The sequence below is a fragment of the Bradyrhizobium sp. SK17 genome (genome assembly GCF_002831585.1).
Lineage (GTDB): Bacteria > Pseudomonadota > Alphaproteobacteria > Rhizobiales > Xanthobacteraceae > Bradyrhizobium.
Genome location: NZ_CP025113.1, coordinates 7,960,909 through 7,977,158, shown reverse-complemented (window position 1 = coordinate 7,977,158; position 16,250 = coordinate 7,960,909). Strand labels below are relative to the sequence as shown.

15 protein-coding genes and 1 pseudogene are annotated in these 16,250 nt (G+C 64.8%); 4 read left to right on the top strand and 12 right to left on the bottom strand.

Translation table 11 applies throughout. From position 1 onward, the window contains the following. Positions 1 to 36 precede the first annotated feature (36 nt). The 7 genes and pseudogenes from CWS35_RS37045 to uvrC form a co-directional block, all read right to left on the bottom strand. Positions 37 to 891 carry a TIGR01459 family HAD-type hydrolase gene (locus CWS35_RS37045; protein ID WP_100955912.1) on the bottom strand — a complete coding sequence of 285 codons (855 nt, stop codon included), beginning with the start codon at positions 889 to 891 and terminating at the stop codon, positions 37 to 39. 15 nt (positions 892 to 906) lie between these two features. Then, positions 907 to 2,342 (bottom strand): annotated as a pseudogene (locus CWS35_RS37040) (EAL domain-containing protein). A gap of 154 nt (positions 2,343 to 2,496) precedes the next feature. Next, positions 2,497 to 3,480: a 50S ribosomal protein L3 N(5)-glutamine methyltransferase gene (gene prmB / locus CWS35_RS37035; protein ID WP_100955911.1), complete on the bottom strand. Its 984-nt coding sequence runs from the start codon at positions 3,478 to 3,480 to the stop codon at positions 2,497 to 2,499. Then, the gene (locus CWS35_RS37030; RefSeq protein ID WP_100955910.1) at positions 3,480 to 3,947 is read right to left on the bottom strand and encodes a molybdenum cofactor biosynthesis protein MoaE; all 468 of its coding nucleotides are present in this window, start codon (positions 3,945 to 3,947) and stop codon (positions 3,480 to 3,482) included. The genes prmB and CWS35_RS37030 overlap by 1 nt, the downstream gene beginning before the upstream one ends. 7 nt (positions 3,948 to 3,954) lie before the next feature. Continuing rightward, positions 3,955 to 4,206, bottom strand: a complete 252-nt coding sequence (moaD, locus tag CWS35_RS37025) for a molybdopterin converting factor subunit 1 (protein WP_024581104.1) — start codon at positions 4,204 to 4,206, stop codon at positions 3,955 to 3,957. Next, positions 4,203 to 4,817, bottom strand: coding sequence for a CDP-diacylglycerol--glycerol-3-phosphate 3-phosphatidyltransferase (gene pgsA, locus CWS35_RS37020; protein WP_016844474.1), 615 nt, complete (start codon positions 4,815 to 4,817; stop codon positions 4,203 to 4,205). Before pgsA ends, moaD begins: the two co-directional genes overlap by 4 nt. Before the next feature lie 192 nt (positions 4,818 to 5,009). Continuing rightward, positions 5,010 to 7,115: an excinuclease ABC subunit UvrC gene (uvrC, locus tag CWS35_RS37015; protein ID WP_100955909.1), complete on the bottom strand. Its 2,106-nt coding sequence runs from the start codon at positions 7,113 to 7,115 to the stop codon at positions 5,010 to 5,012. 264 nt (positions 7,116 to 7,379) lie between these two features. On the opposite strand from uvrC, the gene CWS35_RS37010 reads away from it, so the two are divergent. Continuing rightward, positions 7,380 to 8,003 carry an outer membrane protein gene (locus CWS35_RS37010; protein WP_100955908.1) on the top strand — a complete coding sequence of 208 codons (624 nt, stop codon included), beginning with the start codon at positions 7,380 to 7,382 and terminating at the stop codon, positions 8,001 to 8,003. 271 nt (positions 8,004 to 8,274) lie between these two features. On the opposite strand, the gene CWS35_RS37005 is transcribed toward CWS35_RS37010, so the two are convergent. The 4 genes from CWS35_RS37005 to CWS35_RS36990 all read right to left on the bottom strand — a co-directional run bounded on the left by CWS35_RS37005 (position 8,275) and on the right by CWS35_RS36990 (position 11,050). Continuing rightward, positions 8,275 to 8,487: a cold-shock protein gene (locus tag CWS35_RS37005; protein ID WP_013501119.1), complete on the bottom strand. Its 213-nt coding sequence runs from the start codon at positions 8,485 to 8,487 to the stop codon at positions 8,275 to 8,277. A gap of 261 nt (positions 8,488 to 8,748) precedes the next feature. After that, positions 8,749 to 9,609, bottom strand: coding sequence for a 23S rRNA (adenine(2030)-N(6))-methyltransferase RlmJ (locus CWS35_RS37000; RefSeq protein ID WP_100955907.1), 861 nt, complete (start codon positions 9,607 to 9,609; stop codon positions 8,749 to 8,751). Positions 9,610 to 9,773: 164 nt separating this feature from the next. Beyond that, entirely contained in the window at positions 9,774 to 10,412 is a 639-nt protein-coding gene (locus CWS35_RS36995) for a ribonuclease T (RefSeq protein ID WP_371412485.1), read from the bottom strand. 161 nt (positions 10,413 to 10,573) lie between these two features. Further along, positions 10,574 to 11,050, bottom strand: a complete 477-nt coding sequence (locus CWS35_RS36990; protein ID WP_024581099.1) for a hypothetical protein — start codon at positions 11,048 to 11,050, stop codon at positions 10,574 to 10,576. 166 nt (positions 11,051 to 11,216) lie between these two features. Between CWS35_RS36990 and CWS35_RS36985 the strand changes: the two genes are divergently transcribed. The 3 genes from CWS35_RS36985 to CWS35_RS36975 all read left to right on the top strand — a co-directional run bounded on the left by CWS35_RS36985 (position 11,217) and on the right by CWS35_RS36975 (position 14,848). Further along, on the top strand, positions 11,217 to 11,516 hold the full coding sequence (locus tag CWS35_RS36985; protein WP_100956988.1) for a hypothetical protein: 300 nt from the start codon (positions 11,217 to 11,219) through the stop codon (positions 11,514 to 11,516). A 42-nt stretch (positions 11,517 to 11,558) separates the two neighbouring features. Further along, complete coding sequence (locus CWS35_RS36980; RefSeq protein WP_024581097.1) at positions 11,559 to 12,089, top strand: DUF3617 family protein; 531 nt, start codon at positions 11,559 to 11,561, stop codon at positions 12,087 to 12,089. 545 nt (positions 12,090 to 12,634) lie between these two features. Then, complete coding sequence (locus tag CWS35_RS36975) at positions 12,635 to 14,848, top strand: TonB-dependent siderophore receptor (protein WP_245438808.1); 2,214 nt, start codon at positions 12,635 to 12,637, stop codon at positions 14,846 to 14,848. Position 14,849: 1 nt separating this feature from the next. Here CWS35_RS36975 and CWS35_RS36970 read toward each other — a convergent pair whose 3' ends face one another. After that, entirely contained in the window at positions 14,850 to 16,235 is a 1,386-nt protein-coding gene (locus CWS35_RS36970; protein ID WP_100955905.1) for an ATP-binding protein, read from the bottom strand. Positions 16,236 to 16,250: the final 15 nt, after the last annotated feature.

Sequence of the window (16,250 nt, the reverse complement as noted above, 5' to 3'; positions counted from 1 at the left end):
TCGATATTTTGGCAGTGAGCCCCTGCGGAACTGCCCCTACCACTTCAGCTCGCGCATCAGCGCGCGCGGCGGATGGCCGAACAATTCCTTCACCGAGGCCGGATCGAGCTGCTCGATGCCCTCGAACTCCTCGGAATGGATGCCGCGGGTGACGAACAACAGGTCGATGCCGAAGGCATGGGCGCCGGTGAGGTCAGTGCGCACGGAATCCCCGATCGCGAGCACGCGGCCGAGCTCGGTCGGTTTTCCGCGGCGCTCGGCGGCCAGCGCCATCGCGCGCTCGTAGATCGGCCGGTGTGGCTTGCCGTAGAAGATCACCTCGCCGCCGAGCTCGCGATAGAGTTCGGCGACCGCGCCGGCGCAGTAGATCAGCCGGTCGCCGCGCTCGACCACGATGTCCGGATTGGCGCAGACCAGCGTCAGCTTGCGCTGAAGCGCCTTTAGCAGGGTCTCGCGATAGTCCTCGGCGGATTCGGTCTCGTCGTCGAACAGGCCGGTGCAGATGATGTAGTCCGCCTGCTCCAGCGGCACCATCGTTGCATCGAGGCCGCGATGGATCGAGCTGTCGCGCTCCGGGCCGATCCAGAAGATCTTCTGGCCGGGATGATCGGCCACGAAGTGGCGCGTCAGATCGCCGGAGGAGACGATCGCGTCATAGGTGTCGTCCGCGACGCCGAGCTTGCGTAGCTGCCGTTGCACCGAATCGGCCGGCCGCGGCGCGTTGGTGATCAGGATGACGGTGCCGCCGCGCTGACGAAATGTGTGCAGCGCCTCGCAGGCCTCGGGAAACGATTCGAGCCCGTTGTGCACGACGCCCCAGATGTCCGACAGCACGACGTCGACATTGTCGACGAGGTGGCGCAGCTGCTCGACGAAACGCAGCGAGGTCATGATGCGAACTGCCGGTTAATTTGGACCGAGCGCGCGGCGTGCCAGTGCGGCGCTGCCGGTCGTGCGCGGCGGAGCTGCGGGGCTGGAGACAGGTGCTGACGTGCTGGCGCCATTGAGGTCCTGGGGGTTGGCCTGCGGAGCCTCGGCGGTAGCAGATGCCCCCTCCGGCCGCAACGGCCGCGGCGGCGCGAACAGGAACCCCTGGCCGAACCGGACGTCGTAGTCGAGCAGGTCGACCACCGAGCGCTCGCCCTCGATCCGTTCGGCGATCAGGTCGATGCCGTAGCGGCCGAGCAGGTCGGACAGGTCGGAGGGATGGATATCGGAAGCCGCGCTCTGCGCGGTGTCGAGCAGCAGCGCCGCCGGCACCTTGATGAAGCGGACGCCGCGATCGGCCAGCTCGCGCGGCTCGAGGCGAAGGTCGCTGACATGATCGATCGAGAACCGGTAGCCGCGCTGCGACAGCGCCGCGAGGTTCTCGCTCTCGACGGGACCGAGGTTGCGGAAGGTGGCCTGCTTGAACTCGAGCACGAAGGACGGCGCCAGCGCGCGGTTGGCTTCGAGGAAGTCGAGACACTGGGTGAAATGCGTCGGGTCCGACAGCGTCGCCGCCGATACGTTGCAGAACACGCCGACATCCTTGCTGCGGATCATCAGGCGGCGCAGCACCTGGACGCAGCGAAGCATCACCATGTGATCGATGCGCCCGATCAGGCCGCCGGCCTCGGCCGCCTCGATGAAGTCGTCGGCGGCGAGCACCTGGTCGCGCTCGTCGCGCAGCCGCGTCACCGCCTCGTAGTAGCGCACCTTGCGCTGCGGCAAGGTCACCATCGGCTGAAGGTAGATGTCGAGGCGGTTCTGCTCGATCGCGTTTCTGATCGCGCCGACAAGCTGGGCCTGGCCGCGCGAGATCGCCGATTGCGGCGAGGGGGGGGCGGCGGCGCGAAGACGACGGTCGGCGCCGGCGGCATCGGTTGCAGCAGGTCGGCCCGCGGCGGCGCGACGGGCTGCGCCATAGGAGCAGCGACAGGCTGCACCGCCGGACCCGAAGCCAGCAGATCCTCATGGTGGGCGACGGATGCCGCGAGCTGCCGCACCAGTCCGCCGAGCTCGTTGATCTCGCCGGCCATGCCCTGCATCCGGTCGGCGCCGGTGGAATTGGCCGACGCGACCCGGCCCTCGACCGCGGCCAGCCGCCGGCCGAATTCGGCGACCTGGCGGGCGAGGTCGGCGGTGCCACGCGACAGGTCCGCGATTTGGCTGCCGACATCGCTGCGGTCGCGCAATCGCATCGAGACGGCGTTGTAGAGGATCAGGCAGGTGAGGGCGGTGAGCGCCACGATCGCCGATTCCGATCCGCTGATGCCCGCCACCGAGTACAGGACGAAGCCCAAAGAGGCTGCGACCAGCACCATGCAGGTGGCGATGAAGATCGTCGAAATCCGAATCATGTCGCGCGCCCGCGCCCTCCGTCCGTGCGTCCCCGGAAAGCGACCTTAGCATCATTGTTGATTCGACGCGGCAGTGATCTGGGGAACCGGCTGGAGCTGCACATGATTTTCGCTTCGCCGGGGACCGTAATGCTCCGGACCGGGCCGGGTTCGGTCAGAGGTCGGCGGCGGCGATCCAGAACACCTCGCCCTCGGAGTCCTCGGTGTCGAGCCAGAGCAGCGGCAGGTTCGGATAGGCGGCTTCGAGATTGTCGCGGCCGCGGCCGATCTCGCACAGCAGGCCGCCTTGCGGGGTGAGATGCTGCTTCGCCTCGTCAAGCAGGCGGCGGACGATGTCGAGCCCGTCGGGGCCACCGTCGAATGCGATCTTCGGCTCGGCGCGGCACTCGCGCGGCAGCGCGGCCATGCCCTCGGCGTCGACATAGGGCGGGTTGGAAATGATCAGGTTGTAGCTGTTGTCGCCGAGCGGCTTAAACAGGTCGCCCCGATGCAGCGTCAGGCGGTCGTTGAGGCCGTGGTCGGCGACGTTGCGCGCGGCGACCTCGAGCGCATCCTTTGAGATATCGACCGCATCGACCGCGGCGTTGGCGAAATGCCGGGCGGCCAGGATCGCGAGGCAGCCGGAGCCGGTGCAGAGGTCGAGCACGCTGCCAACCTCCGCGGGATCGCCGATCAGCGAACTGCCGTCCTCGTCGCCGCCGAAATGCGAATCCAGCAATTCGCCGATGAAGGAGCGCGGCACGATGGTGCGCTCGTCGACGTAGAACGGCAGGCCGCGCATGTAGACCTTGTTGACGAGATAGGCCGCCGGTTTGCGCGTCGCGACCCGGCGCTCGATCAGGTCGAGGATCTGCTTGCCTTCGCTCACCGTGACGCGGGCGTTGGCAAAATTCTCGAACTGGTCGGGATGCAGATGCAGCGTCTCGGAGATCAGGAAGGCGGCCTCGGCCACCGGATCGGTGGTGCCGTGCGCGAACACCAGTTGGGCCGCGTTGAAGCGGCTCGTCGCATAGCGCAGGAAATCGAACAGGGTGTGCAGCTCGCCGGCGCCGACCTTGGGCGCCTTCACGGACGCTTTGTTGGACGCTTTCGACACGGCCGGGATGCGCCTCGCCGGCACCTTGCTGCGCTTGGCCATCAGGATTTGGTCCAGCGCGCGGCGGCCGCGTCGTCGTGGTCGCGCGCTTCGATCCAGTTCGTGCCGCGGGCACTTTCCTCGCGCTTCCAGAACGGCGCGTTGGTCTTGAGATAGTCCATCAGGAACTCGGCGGCCTCGAATGCGGCCTGCCGGTGCGCCGAGGCGGTCACGACCAGCACGATGTTCTCGCCCGGCGCGATGCGGCCGAAGCGATGGATGACGGTAAGGCCCTGCAACGGCCAGCGCGCCAGCGCCTCGTCGGCGTGACGCCCAATCTCGGCTTCCGCCATTTCAGGGTAATGTTCGAGCGTCAGTGCTGCGATCGGCTCGCCCTGCTCGCTGCCGCGGCAGATGCCGCTGAAGCTGACGACCGCGCCGATATCGGTGCGCCCCTGGCTGAGGCCTGCGATCTCGCGCGCGACATCGAAGTCGGCTTGCTGGATACGGATGGTTGCAGCGACGGCCATGGGGAATTTAACCGCCGGTCATCGGCGGGAAGAACGCGATCTCGCGGGCGCCGACGATCGCCGCATCCTGCTTGACATGGGCGTGGTCGATCGCGGCGCGGATCACCGTGGGCTTCTCGAAGGCATAAGCGTAGGCGTCGTCACGCGCGGTGAGCCAGCCGATCAGGTCTGCGACGGTGCGCACCTCGGCCGGCGGCTCGACGGTCTCCTCAGCCTTGCCGACGCGCTCGCGGACCCAGGCGAAGTATTTCAGCTTCATCCCTCATCCTCCTTGATGAGGTGATGGATGCCGGCGCGGAAGTAATCCCAGCCGGTGTAGATCGTGAAGATCGCCGACATCCAGAGCAGCACGATGCCGATCAGGGTGGTGGCGGGAAAGACCTGCTCGCCGGCTTCACCGGCGATCAGGAAGCCGATCGCCACCAGCTGGATCGTGGTCTTCCATTTCGCCAGCTTGGTGACGGGAACGCTGACCCTGAGCCCCGCGAGATATTCGCGCAGGCCCGAGACCAGGATCTCGCGGCACAGGATCACGATCGCCGCCCACAGCGTCCAGCCATGGATCGAGTTGTCGGCGGCCAGCATCAGCAGGCTGGAGGCGACCAGGAGCTTGTCGGCGATCGGATCGAGCATCCGGCCGAAGGCGGACTGCTGGTCCCACATCCGGGCATAGTAGCCGTCGAGATAGTCGGTGATCCCCGCCGCAATGAATACCGCCAGCGCCACCCAGCGTAGCCACAGCGGGCCGTCCAGGATCGACTGCCAGTAGACGCAGCCGATCACCACCGGGATCGCGGCGATCCGGGCGTAGGTCAGGATATTCGGGAGGGACATGGTCTTGGTCTGTCCCCGGGTCGTGGCGATGTTCATCCGTCCTACCAATACCGCTGAAGCAAGAAGGTCAACCGTGCGGGCGCCAAAGCGCGGCAACATTACGCGGAATCGTCATGGCGCCTCAGCTCGTTGTTCAAGCGTGATCTTTTCGGAACGTTGCCTGACACTTTTCCGCATCATGCCCTAGATGCCCTGTCGCAGGCGACGCCCTGATGAATAGCCTTTGGTCTAGCCCGGCTGGGCGTGGAAAAACTCGAAAATCTTGCGGGCGCTCTCGGCGCTGACGCCTGGAACCTTGCCAAGATCGGCGATCGAGGCCCGCTCGATCTCCTTGAGCGTTCCGAAGTGATGCAGCAAGGCACGTTTGCGCGACGGGCCGATCCCCGGGATCTCCTGCAATCCGGCCTCGCGGATGTCCTTCTTGCGCAGCTTGCGGTGCGAGCCGATCACGAAGCGGTGGGCCTCGTCGCGCAGCCGCTGGATGAAATAGAGCACCGGGTCGCGCGGCTCCAGCTTGATGGCCTCGCGGTCCGGCATGAACAGGGTTTCGCGCCCGGCGTCGCGCTCCGGACCCTTGGCCACCGCCATCAGCGAGACCTGGGTCAGTCCGAGGTTCTGGAAGATCTCTCTCACCGCGTTGAGCTGGCCGCGGCCGCCGTCGATGATGACGAGGTCAGGCCATTGCGGGAACGAATCGTCGTCCGCCTTGTCGTTTGCGCCGTCCTTGGCGGCCTCATCCTCCGGCGGTTTCAGGAGCCGCTTGAAGCGACGTTCCAGCACCTCGCGCATCATCCCGTAGTCGTCGCCGGGCGTCAGCCCCTGCGACTTGATGTTGAACTTGCGGTACTGGTTCTTCATGAACCCGTCGGGCCCGGCCACGATCATCGCGCCGACTGCGTTGGTGCCCTGGATGTGGCTGTTGTCGTAGACCTCGATGCGCTTTGGCGTATGCGGCAGGCCGAGCGTGGTGACCATGCCCTCCAGCAGCCGGCTCTGGGTTGCGGTGTCGGCGAGCTTGCGGCCGAGCGCTTCACGCGCGTTGGTGAGCGCGTGGCCGATCAGTTCTTTCTTCTCGCCGCGCTTCGGCACCGAGACCTCGACCTTGGATCCGGCCTTGACCGAGAGCGCGTCGGCGAGCAGCGCGCTTTCCTCGATCTCGTGCGACAGCAGGATCAGCTTCGGCGGCGGCTTGTCGTCGTAGAATTGCGCGAGGAAGGAGGACAGCACCTCCTCGGGCGTGAAGCTCTTCTCGGCTTTCGGGAAATAGGCGCGGTTGCCCCAGTTCTGGCCGGTGCGGAAGAAGAACACCTCGACGCAGGAATAGCCGCCCTCCTGGTGGATCGCGAACACATCGGCTTCTTCCACCGTGCGCGGATTGATGCCCTGCTGCGACTGGATCGCCGACAGCGCCGCGAGGCGGTCCCGATACAGTGCCGCGGTCTCGAACTCGAGCTCGCCGGAAGCCTTCTCCATCTCGGCGGCGAGCAACTCCTTCACCGCGTGGCTGCGGCCGGAGAGGAATTCGGTCGCCTCGCGCACCAGCTCGCTGTAGCCGGGGAAATCGATCTCGCGGGTGCAGGGGCCGGCGCAGCGCTTGATCTGATAGAGCAGGCAGGGCCGGGTGCGGCTTTCGAAGAAGCCGTCGGTGCAGGAGCGGATCAGGAAGGCGCGCTGCAGCGCCGTGATGGTGCGGTTGACCGCGCCGGCATTGGCGAACGGGCCGAAATAGCGGCCGGGCCGCGACTGCGCGCCGCGATGCTTGAGGATCTGCGGCGCCCAGTGGTCGCCCGAGATCAGAATATATGGAAATGATTTGTCATCGCGCAGTTGCACATTGAAACGTGGACGAAGCTGCTTGATCAGATTGGCTTCGAGCAGCAGCGCCTCGGTCTCGGTCATGGTCGAGACGATCTCGACATGCGTGGTAGCCGCGATCATCCGCAGGATGCGTGCCGGTAGCGGCGCGTTGGCCCGCGCGTAGGACGATAGCCGCTTTTTGACGTTCTTCGCCTTGCCGACATAGAGCACGTCGTTGGCGGCGTTGAGCATGCGGTAGACGCCGGGCGAGGTCGGGGCCAGCCGCACCGCGTTCTCGATCGCGGCATGACCGACCGAGAGCGTTCCCTCGGCAACCGCCTCGTTGCCGTCCTCCGCGGCGTCGGGCAGGCGTGCGTCATCCTCGTCCTCGGCGGCGGAGGTTTCGGGATCGACGTCGCTGGTGTCGAGCGTCAGGTCGGCCCTTGTCAGGTCATCCTGCGGCAGATCGGACTTTGAACCGCGCCGCCCCTTGATCTTGGGGTCCGGCGCCGGACTCTCGGGAGAATCGTGAACCATGGGCCGTAAACTAAGCGCTCGGGCGACCGGTCGCCAGCGTTGGCGGTGTTCAAAAACAACCCCGATTGCAGCAGGTTACTGCCGCTGCACGACCGCCGGAGCGGGCCGGTAACATCTTGTTAAGACTGATGAGCGGGACGGTAACCGGGCTTAACAGCCCTTTAACTTAAAACTCTCGATAAACCTTAGCGAAAAAAGTGGAATTCCGTAACCACGCCGGCCCTGGGCCCGCGGGCTGCGGCAGTTGCGTGGTGGAGAGTACCAATGACCCGGTTTGTTGCGCGTGCGCTCGCATTGATCGTCGCAGGCTGGATGAGCTCGGCCGTGGCGGCCGACCTCAACTACGGATCGCCCTACACCGTCTATCAGCCGCTCAATGCCTATAGCTGGGCCGGCCCCTATCTTGGCGGCAACATCGGTTACGGCTGGGGTTCGGTCGAGAACAACCCGACCAAGCCGTCGGGCTTCGCCGGCGGCGTGCAGGCCGGCTACAATTTCCAGAACGGCTCACCCTGGGTGTTCGGTTTCGAGGCCGATATCCAGGGCACCACCGCGGATGACCGGTTCGCACCCTGGAAATTCTCCAACCCGTGGTTCGGCACGGTGCGTGGCCGCGCCGGCTATGCGGTCAACAACGTGCTGTTCTATGCGACTGGCGGTCTCGCCTTCGGCGAGCTTCGCGGCGAGACCTTCGGTGTATCAGAGAGCCACACCAACGCCGGCTTCACCGTCGGCGCCGGCGCCGAAATGGGCTTTGCCCCGAACTGGAGCGCCAAGATCGAGTATCTCTACGTCGATCTCGCCAACAGCAACTTCACGATCACCGGCGGTGCGTCGAACGGCTACAGCTTCAGCCTGGTTCGCGCCGGCATCAACTATCACTTCTGAGAACAAGAAAACGTCTGATCTCAACTCCCGGCCGCGCCTCGCGCGGCCGGGTTTTTCTTTGTGCTGACGATCTCGACGTTGCGTGCGGCAGCATGCGCCGCGGCATCCGCCGATCAAATCGGTGGGCCGCACGCTTCGAATATGCGGGCGGCGCCAGTCGCGTCCGCATCATGCAGGTTGGTCGTGCAGCGAGCGCGAGCGCGCTCGGCAGTCAACTCACACGCAACGTTTCAATCGGCTTTCATCACGGGCAGCGCAACGCGAGCGCTCATCATGAAACCACCAGGTTGACCGCCTTCGGGCCCTTGCCCTTCTTGTCGGGTTCAACCTCGAAACTAATGCGCTGTCCTTCAGTCAGGTCCTTCAATCCTGCACGCTCGACAGCAGTGATGTGAACGAACACATCGCGGCCGCCATCGTCAGGTTTGATGAAGCCGTAGCCCCGCTCTCCGTTGAAGAACTTGACTGTCCCAGTCATGGCCATCGGGAAACTCCTCCCCCGTATTGCTCCACCGCTACGCGCACGCCGCGTAGCGGTTGACCGACATTCGCTTGTCGGAAGCCTGGCCACCTGAACAGGCCGGCGTCACGCCGCCGGTCTGCCTGGATTTTATTTCGGCCTTGTCACTCCGCCGCAACCATTCGCGGAAGCGGAACGTAAAGCCAGTCGTAACAGGATGAGCATAATACGGTTCCGCGCAGATTGCCTATGCTCAAAATCGAACTTTTCAGTGGGTGCTGTCGATCAAGGTTTAGGCGTCTCGAGTCTGAAGCGCGCTGCGCCGCCCTGACCAAGCGGCTTCTCGAGTTCGGGCAGGATGATCTTCAGTTCGCCCGCCAGCGTCCATGGCGGATTCACGATCAAAAGACCGGTGGAAACGAGGCCGGCGTCGGCTTCTTGCGGTGCCACACTGAATTCCAAACGCAAGCACTTGCCGGCGGGCCGGCTGCTTGCTGCTGCGGCAGCCACGCTGCGCGCGAGCTCGTCGGTGGCTCTCCGGGATTTTACGGGGTACCACAAGAGATAGGCACCGGTCGGCCACTTCGCGTACGCTTCGGCGAACGCACGGGCCAGCCGCTCGAACTCGTCCTTTGCCTCGAACGGCGGATCGATCAGCACCAGGCCACGCCGCTCGTTCGGCGGCACGAATGCGGGCAGCGCCGTCCAGCCGTCGAGATCGACGACGCGTGCCTGCGCATCGCGCCGCAATGCGTCGATCAATTGCTTGCGCGCGGTCGGTTCGATCTCGCAGGCGGTGAGGCGGTCTTGCGGACGCAGCAGCGCGCGAGCGATCAGCGGTGAGCCGGGATAGGCTTTCAGTTCGCCGCGCGGATTGAATGCCCTGACGATGTCGAGATAGGGCGCGATCAATGGCAGCGCCTGGTCGGAGAGCCGCGCCTGCATCAGCCGCGCGATGCCGGTGAGCCATTCGCCGCCGCGCTGCGCTTCGCTCGACGTCAGGTCATAGAGTCCGGCGCCGGCATGGGTGTCGATGACGCGGAACGCGGCCTGCTTGTCCTGTAGATAGGTGAGCATGCGGACCAGCACGATGTGCTTGATGACGTCGGCAAAGTTGCCGGCATGAAAGGCGTGACGGTAGTTCATGCTGTGATCGCGCTGCGCTCCAAAGGGAGTGCATGTTGTACTGCGTGATGCCCGCGCTTGTCCCGGCCATCTACGCGACATCAGCTTGTTTCGTGACGACGTCGATAGCCGGACGGTGCGCACGAAGGCGCGCACCCTTCCGCCCGGCAGCGATGGGGAGGGCTTCAGCCGCCGCGAACCGGCGGCATCACCACCTGATCGCGGCGGCAGGCGCGGCGATCGACTTCCTCGCAGGCGCGGAATTGCAGGTCCTTGCTCATGCAGATCCGCACCTCACTGAGCCGGCCGCTGTTGCAGGTCACCGAGATCGCCGAGTTGCTGAGCCCCGGATTGGCCTTGATGAACGCGGTTTCCAGCTCGTCGGGCGCGATCGTCTTCGGCTCCGACAATTGCAGGAATTCCTCGGGGATCTTCACCGCGGCGCGCGCCTTGCGGATCGCTTCGAAATAGGCGCGTTCGCCGAGGCCGGAGCAGGTGCCGTGCTTGTCCCACTCATTGTAGATCAGCCCGGGCGCGGGCATCAGGTCGAGCATCGAGGTCATGATGTTGCGCGCGAGCCGCGGCGAGGGCCGCTGGCAGTATTCCGGAAAGCCTCGCTCATATTGCGGCCACAGCCCGTGCACCACGAAGGAGTAGGGACGTCCGCCGCATTGCGCCTGCGTGCCGCGGCCATTGTTGCCGCGCTCGCTCGCCGCCTCGCAGAACGAGGGCGACCATGACAGCGACAGCACGTAGAAATCGAACTCACCTGGCGCGTTCTGGCGGCGATCCTGGGCCGAGGCACCAGCCGCACCGCACAGCATCAAGGCAGCGGAAATCAGAAATCGGGAAATGGTGACCAACCGAGGCATCAAACGCTCCCCTCACGCGACTGTTCCAAGCCTAGCAGGCATTTGGAACATTACAAGAACAAAAGCCGCCGTCTGGATGGCGGCGGCTTCCGTTTGACCAAGCTGGCCGGAGATCAGGGCCGCGCGGCCCTGCAAGACGGGTTGTACGCCCAGTTGCGGTCGAGCCCGGTCACGCACCATTCGACGCCGTCGGCAAATCCGCTGAAGCCGCCGTCCTCTATGATCGAGTAGTGCACGGTGCGGACCTTGCCGTCGCTCAGCATCACGTCGCCCGCGCAGTAGCGGCGCGGAATGTTGTCGGACTGCCAGGGCCGAAACGCGGTTTCGTGGATCCGGCTGAAGCCGGTGATCACCAGCGGCGAATTCCAGAAGGTGGCTTCCTTCTCATTGAATTGATAGCTGATCGACGGCAGGGCCCGCTCGCACGGTGCCACATTGCCGTCGTAACGCGGTCCCGACAGCCCGAAATTCAATTCGAACGGATTGGCCGCCTGGGCCGTACCGCCGAACGCCAAAAGGCCGAACACAAGTGCGGCACCGACACCGAGGCTTTGGCCGAGTTTATTGCGGGAGTTGAACAGGTTGCGCATGGGAATCCACCCGATTATCCGATGCGGCGGACGGTGCCGTGAAGCCCAGGCAAGGTCAAGTGCAGCGCGGCAACACCTGCGGAGAAGTCCGCCTCTGGCGGCCGGCTCGTTCTTTTCAGGGTGGCCGGCGCACTCTATGTTGGGCCTCAGCGAAATGGAGTCTGCGATGCGAAGGAAGTTGGCCGCGTGCCTGGTTGCCGTTTGCGGGATGCTGGCCGTTGGTTCGGCGCGGGCCGATTGGTTGCAGCCGGTGCCGGCGTTCAAGGGCAATGATACCGGCGGTATCATCGCCTACTCACTGGCGACCCAGACCGACGCGCGGCAGCTCGCCGTCGATCACTGCGCCTCCTACGGCAAGGTCGCCAAGTTCCTCGCGGCGCAGCGCTATCCGGGCGGCTACGTTTCGTTCGCCTGCCGCTGGGTGCCCTATGGGGCGGCTGAGAGACCGCTGCGCACGCGGTACTGAGGCGCTCTCAATTCCTCGATCGTCCAGCCGGGAGCTCACCGCATGACCCGACAGCTTGCCTTGTTTGGTTCGGCCATTTGCCTCGTCCTGTCCACCGGCGCCGCAAGCGCCGTCGACCTGCCGATCCGCAAACCGGGCCTGTGGGAAATGAAAATGCTGCGCACCGGCGGACCGATGCCGGAAATCACCATGCAGCACTGCACCGACGAGACCACCGACAAGGAAATGAGCGCGGCGGCCTCGCCGATGGCCAAGGAAGTCTGTTCCAAGCACGACGTCCAGAAGACCGCTACCGGCTATGTCAGCGATAGCGTGTGCAGCGTCGCGGGCATGACGGTGCAGGGGCACTCCGAGATCGTCGGCGATTTCAATTCCGCCTATACGGTCAAGAGCACCTCGCACTCCGAGGGCGGCGCGGCCGGGACCCGCGACACCACGATGACCATCGAGGCGAAGTGGCTCGGCGCCTGCAAGAGCGACCAGAAGCCGGGCGACATCATCATGCCCGGCGGCATGAAGATGAACGTCAAGGACATGGAAAAGCTGAAGGGCCTGCTGCCCAAGCAGAAATAGCCGCAGCCCATTCGTCTGCCGCCCGATAGTTGAACACGGCCTCTCCGATGCGGAGAGGCCGTTTTGCTTTTGACCCATCACTGCACGCAGACTGCGATGCGTCACGTCGCAATGACGCGGATTGTCGATGTCGAAGACATCGCGCGCGACCACGTCATGTACGCGAGCGCCGCAAGATGAAATCAACATCATTGCGAGGGCGCATGACACCTGGTGCGAGAGATATGTGAGAGCGAAGACGCGCATCGGCTCATCGCGTTGAAGAGCTTGCTGCGACAACATGTCGGTTTTGAATCGCTCCAATGTCGTGCGTCGCGCGTGCTTCTATCGATTCTATTTTGCGCGTGTGGAGTTTCACTCATCGCGCCGATAGAAGTCCGCCTCGATCGTCGCTCGCCTCATCACGCGCGAGCGGCTCGATCGAAGATCAATCGGGGCATCTGGGGATTTGTTCGGTGGGAATGGGGTCGCGACGCAAGCATGGCTTGCTTGCATCAACGGCTGCGATCAATGCAGCGTTTCTCGGTTCGGTCTTGCTTGTGCCAATGAGCACGAACGTCGCCAGCGCCCAGGCACAGAGCAGCGCCCTGCAAAATAACACGACCGCGCTTCCCGCAGTCACGGTCGACGATCCCGGCGCCGCCAGGAAGCGCAGTGCCGTCGCTTCAACTCGCCGCGCCAGCGCCTCGCGCGCGGCCGCGGCGAGCCGCCGCCTTGGCGCTGCAACGCCCGCTCAGAGTCAGGCTCCGCGGTCGCAGGGTGCCGGCGGCACGATCGGCACGACGACCGGCTATGTCGCGACCGGCAGCACGGCGGGCACCAAGACCAACACCGCGCTGATCGAGACGCCGCAGTCGCTTTCCGTGGTCACGCAAAAGGAGCTCAGGGATCGCAACGTTCAGACGCTCAAGGATGCCGTCGACTACACGCCCGGCGTGACGACGACGGCGTTCGGCTATGATCCGCGGTTCGACAGTTTCTACATCCGCGGCTTCGATGCGACCTATACCGGGATCTATCGCGACGGGCTGCGCCAGGGCGGCGGCAACTTCGCCATTCCCAAGATCGAGCCTTGGGGTCTCGACAGCGTGTCGATCCTGCGTGGCCCGGCTTCCGGCCTCTACGGCCTTGGCTCTCCCGGAGGCATCGTCGACGTCACCACCAAGCGGCCGACCATGACGCCGTTCGGCGAGGTGCAGCTTCAAGCCGGCAACTATGATCGTTACCAGGGCAGCTTCGATATCGGTGGCCCGGTGCCCGGCAGCGACCAATTGTACTACCGCCTGACCGGTCTGCTGCGTGACGCCAAGACCTGGTATCCCGGCAATGACGACGATCGCGCCTATATCGCGCCGGCCCTGACCTGGCGGCCGGACGCCGATACGTCCTTCACCATCCTGAGCGAATATCAAACCAGCCGGACCGCCGCGAGCATCGGCAATTTCCGCTCGCCCGACGGACAATTGACCAACATCTATTCGAACGATCCGGCGTTCAGCGCGATGGACCAGAAGCAGTATCGGATCGGCTACGCGTTCGAGCACAATGTCGACGACGTGTGGACGGTGCGGCAGAACTTCCGCTTCTACCAGGTCGACGTCGACGCGAAATACACCCAGATCGATTCCATCGACAGCAGCACCAATCTGGCCTCGCGCTCCGCGTGGCGGATCCTCGACAGCTTCAACACCGTCACGCTCGACAACCAGGCCGAGGCCAAGTTCATGCTCGGCGCGATCCGGAACACGGCGCTGTTCGGCGTCGACTACGGTCATTCCTACTACAACGACAAGATCGGTTACGGAGCGGCGCCCGACCTCAATCTGCTGACGATGAACTACGGCGCCCAGGCCATTGCCACGCCGTCATTCTCGATCTTCAACAAGCAGTCCACCGACGAGGTCGGTGTCTATGTGCAGGAGCAGGCCAAGCTCGGCGGCTTCGTCCTGACACTCAATGGTCGCCAGAGCTGGGTCTCCCAGACCACGACGGCGGGTCTCGACGGCGTGCCGTCGACGCAGAAGGCCAACGCCTTCACCGGCCGCGCGGGCCTCTCCTACGTGTTCGACAACGGCATTGCGCCCTATGTGAGCTACGCGACGGCCTTCGCCCCGCAGGTCGGCCTCGACGTATCGGGATCGCCGTTCAGGCCGACCACCGGCGAGCAGAAGGAGATCGGCATCAAGTACCAGATGCCGCAGGTTCCACTGCTGTTGACCGCCGCGGTGTTCGACATCACCCAGGACAACGTGCTGCGCACCGATCCCAGCAACATGGCCTTCCAGGCGGCAACCGGGCAGGTCGAATCCAAGGGCGTCGAGCTCGAGGCGAAGCTGGCGCTCAAGCAGGGATTCGATCTCACCGCGGCCTACACCCATCTCAACGTCGTCATCAACCAGGGCAATCCCGACACGACCGGCAATGAGCTCTCCGGCATCCCGCGCAATTCCTTCGCCGCGTTCGGCAAATACACCTTCCAGTCCGGCGTCCCGGTCGAAGGGCTCGGGCTCGGCCTCGGTGTCCGTTACATCGGCACCAACTTCGGCAACGACCAGAACACGTTCCAGAATGCGGCGACGACGCTGTTCGATGCGGTGATCGATTACGATCTGGGCAAGCTCGACCGGCGGATGCTCGGGGCCACCATGCGTCTGAACGCGACCAACCTGTTCGACACGCAGTACCAGACCTGTCAGTCCGGCTATTGTTACTCGGGCGCCCGGCGTCAGGTCATCGGCACCTTGTCGTATCGTTGGTAAGCTAGACCGGCACCCGCACCACGGCGCGCAGGCCGCCCATCGGGCTTTCGCCGAGCATGATGTCGCCGCCATGCGAGCGGGCGATGTCGCGGGCGATCGCAAGGCCGAGCCCGCTGCCGCCTTCGTCCTGGTTGCGGGCATCGTCGAGCCGCAGGAACGGCTTGAACACTTCCTCGCGCATCGCGGCGGGGATGCCGGGGCCGTCGTCGTCGACCGTGATGTTGAGATAGCGGTGGTCGCGCTGGCCGGTGATCGAGATCGTGTTGGCGTGGCGGGCGGCATTGGAGACGAGGTTGGCGAGGCAGCGCTTGAACGAGGCCGGCTTCACCGTGACGACCGGCAGGCCGTGGAACGCGACGGTCGCGATGTGGCCGTGACGCTCGGCGTCGCTGCGCAACTCTTCCAGCGCCAGCGCCATGTCGGTCGGCTGCGCGACCTCGCCGGAATCGCCGCGCGCGAAGGCGAGATAGTCCTCCAGCATCATCGACATCTCGTCGACGTCCTTGCGCATCGCGTCGATCTCGGGGCCTTCGCCGATCAGGGCCAGCTCGAGCTTGAAGCGGGTCAGGATGGTGCGCAGATCATGTGACACGCCGGCGAGCATCGCGGTGCGCTGCTCGATCGAGCGCTCGACGCGCGCCTTCATCTCGATGAAGGCCTGCGCCGCGCGCCGCACCTCGCGCGCGCCGCGCGGCCGGAAGTTCGGCGCCTCGCGGCCCTTGCCGAAACTTTCCGCGGCATCAGCGAGCCGCAGGATCGGCTTGATCTGGTTGCGCAGGAACAGCACCGCGACGATCAACAGGATGGTCGAGGTGCCGAGCATCCAGAAGATGAAGATCTCCGAATTGGAGGCGTAGGCCGCGCTGCGCTGCGCGAAGATCCGCATCACCGAATCGTCGAGCTGGACGCGGATCTCGACCAGATTGGACTTGCCGACGGTGTCGATCCAGAACGGGCGGCTGATCTGGCGGCCGAGCTGCACCGAGAGCGTCTGGTCGAGCAGCGAGAAGAACGGCTTCGGTCCCGGCGGCGGCATGTCGCCGGCGGGGAGGAAGTCGACCAGCAGTTGCAGCTTCTGGGCGATGCTGCGCAACTGGGCGCGGTCCTTGTCCTGCGGATAGGTCTTGTAGACGTCGATCAGCGCGGCGATGTCGGAGACAACAGCCGCCGACAGCCGCCGCGTCACCGTGTTCCAGTGCCGCTCCATGAACACGAAGGCGACCACGGTTTGCAGGATCACCATCGGCACGATCATGATCAGCAGCGCGCGGGCATAGAGGCCGGTCGGCATCCAGCTCTTGAACGCGTTGCCCATCCAGCCGTTCGCCTTCGAGACGCGCTGCGAGGCGTTCTTGATCAGGGTCAGGCCGGTATCGAGCGTGCTCATGACGGGTGCTCTAAC

Excerpts from the sequence above, each read along its gene's own strand:
- CWS35_RS37045 (WP_100955912.1), bottom strand. The coding sequence starts at position 891 with ATGACCTCGCTGCGTTTCGTCGAGCAGCTGCGCCACCTCGTCGACAAT.
- prmB (WP_100955911.1), bottom strand. The coding sequence starts at position 3,480 with ATGGCCAAGCGCAGCAAGGTGCCGGCGAGGCGCATCCCGGCCGTGTCG.
- CWS35_RS37030 (WP_100955910.1), bottom strand. The coding sequence starts at position 3,947 with ATGGCCGTCGCTGCAACCATCCGTATCCAGCAAGCCGACTTCGATGTC.
- moaD (WP_024581104.1), bottom strand. The coding sequence starts at position 4,206 with ATGAAGCTGAAATACTTCGCCTGGGTCCGCGAGCGCGTCGGCAAGGCT.
- pgsA (WP_016844474.1), bottom strand. The coding sequence starts at position 4,817 with ATGAACATCGCCACGACCCGGGGACAGACCAAGACCATGTCCCTCCCG.
- uvrC (WP_100955909.1), bottom strand. The coding sequence starts at position 7,115 with ATGGTTCACGATTCTCCCGAGAGTCCGGCGCCGGACCCCAAGATCAAG.
- CWS35_RS37010 (WP_100955908.1), top strand. The coding sequence starts at position 7,380 with ATGACCCGGTTTGTTGCGCGTGCGCTCGCATTGATCGTCGCAGGCTGG.
- CWS35_RS37005 (WP_013501119.1), bottom strand. The coding sequence starts at position 8,487 with ATGGCCATGACTGGGACAGTCAAGTTCTTCAACGGAGAGCGGGGCTAC.
- CWS35_RS37000 (WP_100955907.1), bottom strand. The coding sequence starts at position 9,609 with ATGAACTACCGTCACGCCTTTCATGCCGGCAACTTTGCCGACGTCATC.
- CWS35_RS36995 (WP_371412485.1), bottom strand. The coding sequence starts at position 10,412 with ATGCTGTGCGGTGCGGCTGGTGCCTCGGCCCAGGATCGCCGCCAGAAC.
- CWS35_RS36990 (WP_024581099.1), bottom strand. The coding sequence starts at position 11,050 with ATGCGCAACCTGTTCAACTCCCGCAATAAACTCGGCCAAAGCCTCGGT.
- CWS35_RS36985 (WP_100956988.1), top strand. The coding sequence starts at position 11,217 with ATGCGAAGGAAGTTGGCCGCGTGCCTGGTTGCCGTTTGCGGGATGCTG.
- CWS35_RS36980 (WP_024581097.1), top strand. The coding sequence starts at position 11,559 with ATGACCCGACAGCTTGCCTTGTTTGGTTCGGCCATTTGCCTCGTCCTG.
- CWS35_RS36975 (WP_245438808.1), top strand. The coding sequence starts at position 12,635 with ATGAGCACGAACGTCGCCAGCGCCCAGGCACAGAGCAGCGCCCTGCAA.
- CWS35_RS36970 (WP_100955905.1), bottom strand. The coding sequence starts at position 16,235 with ATGAGCACGCTCGATACCGGCCTGACCCTGATCAAGAACGCCTCGCAG.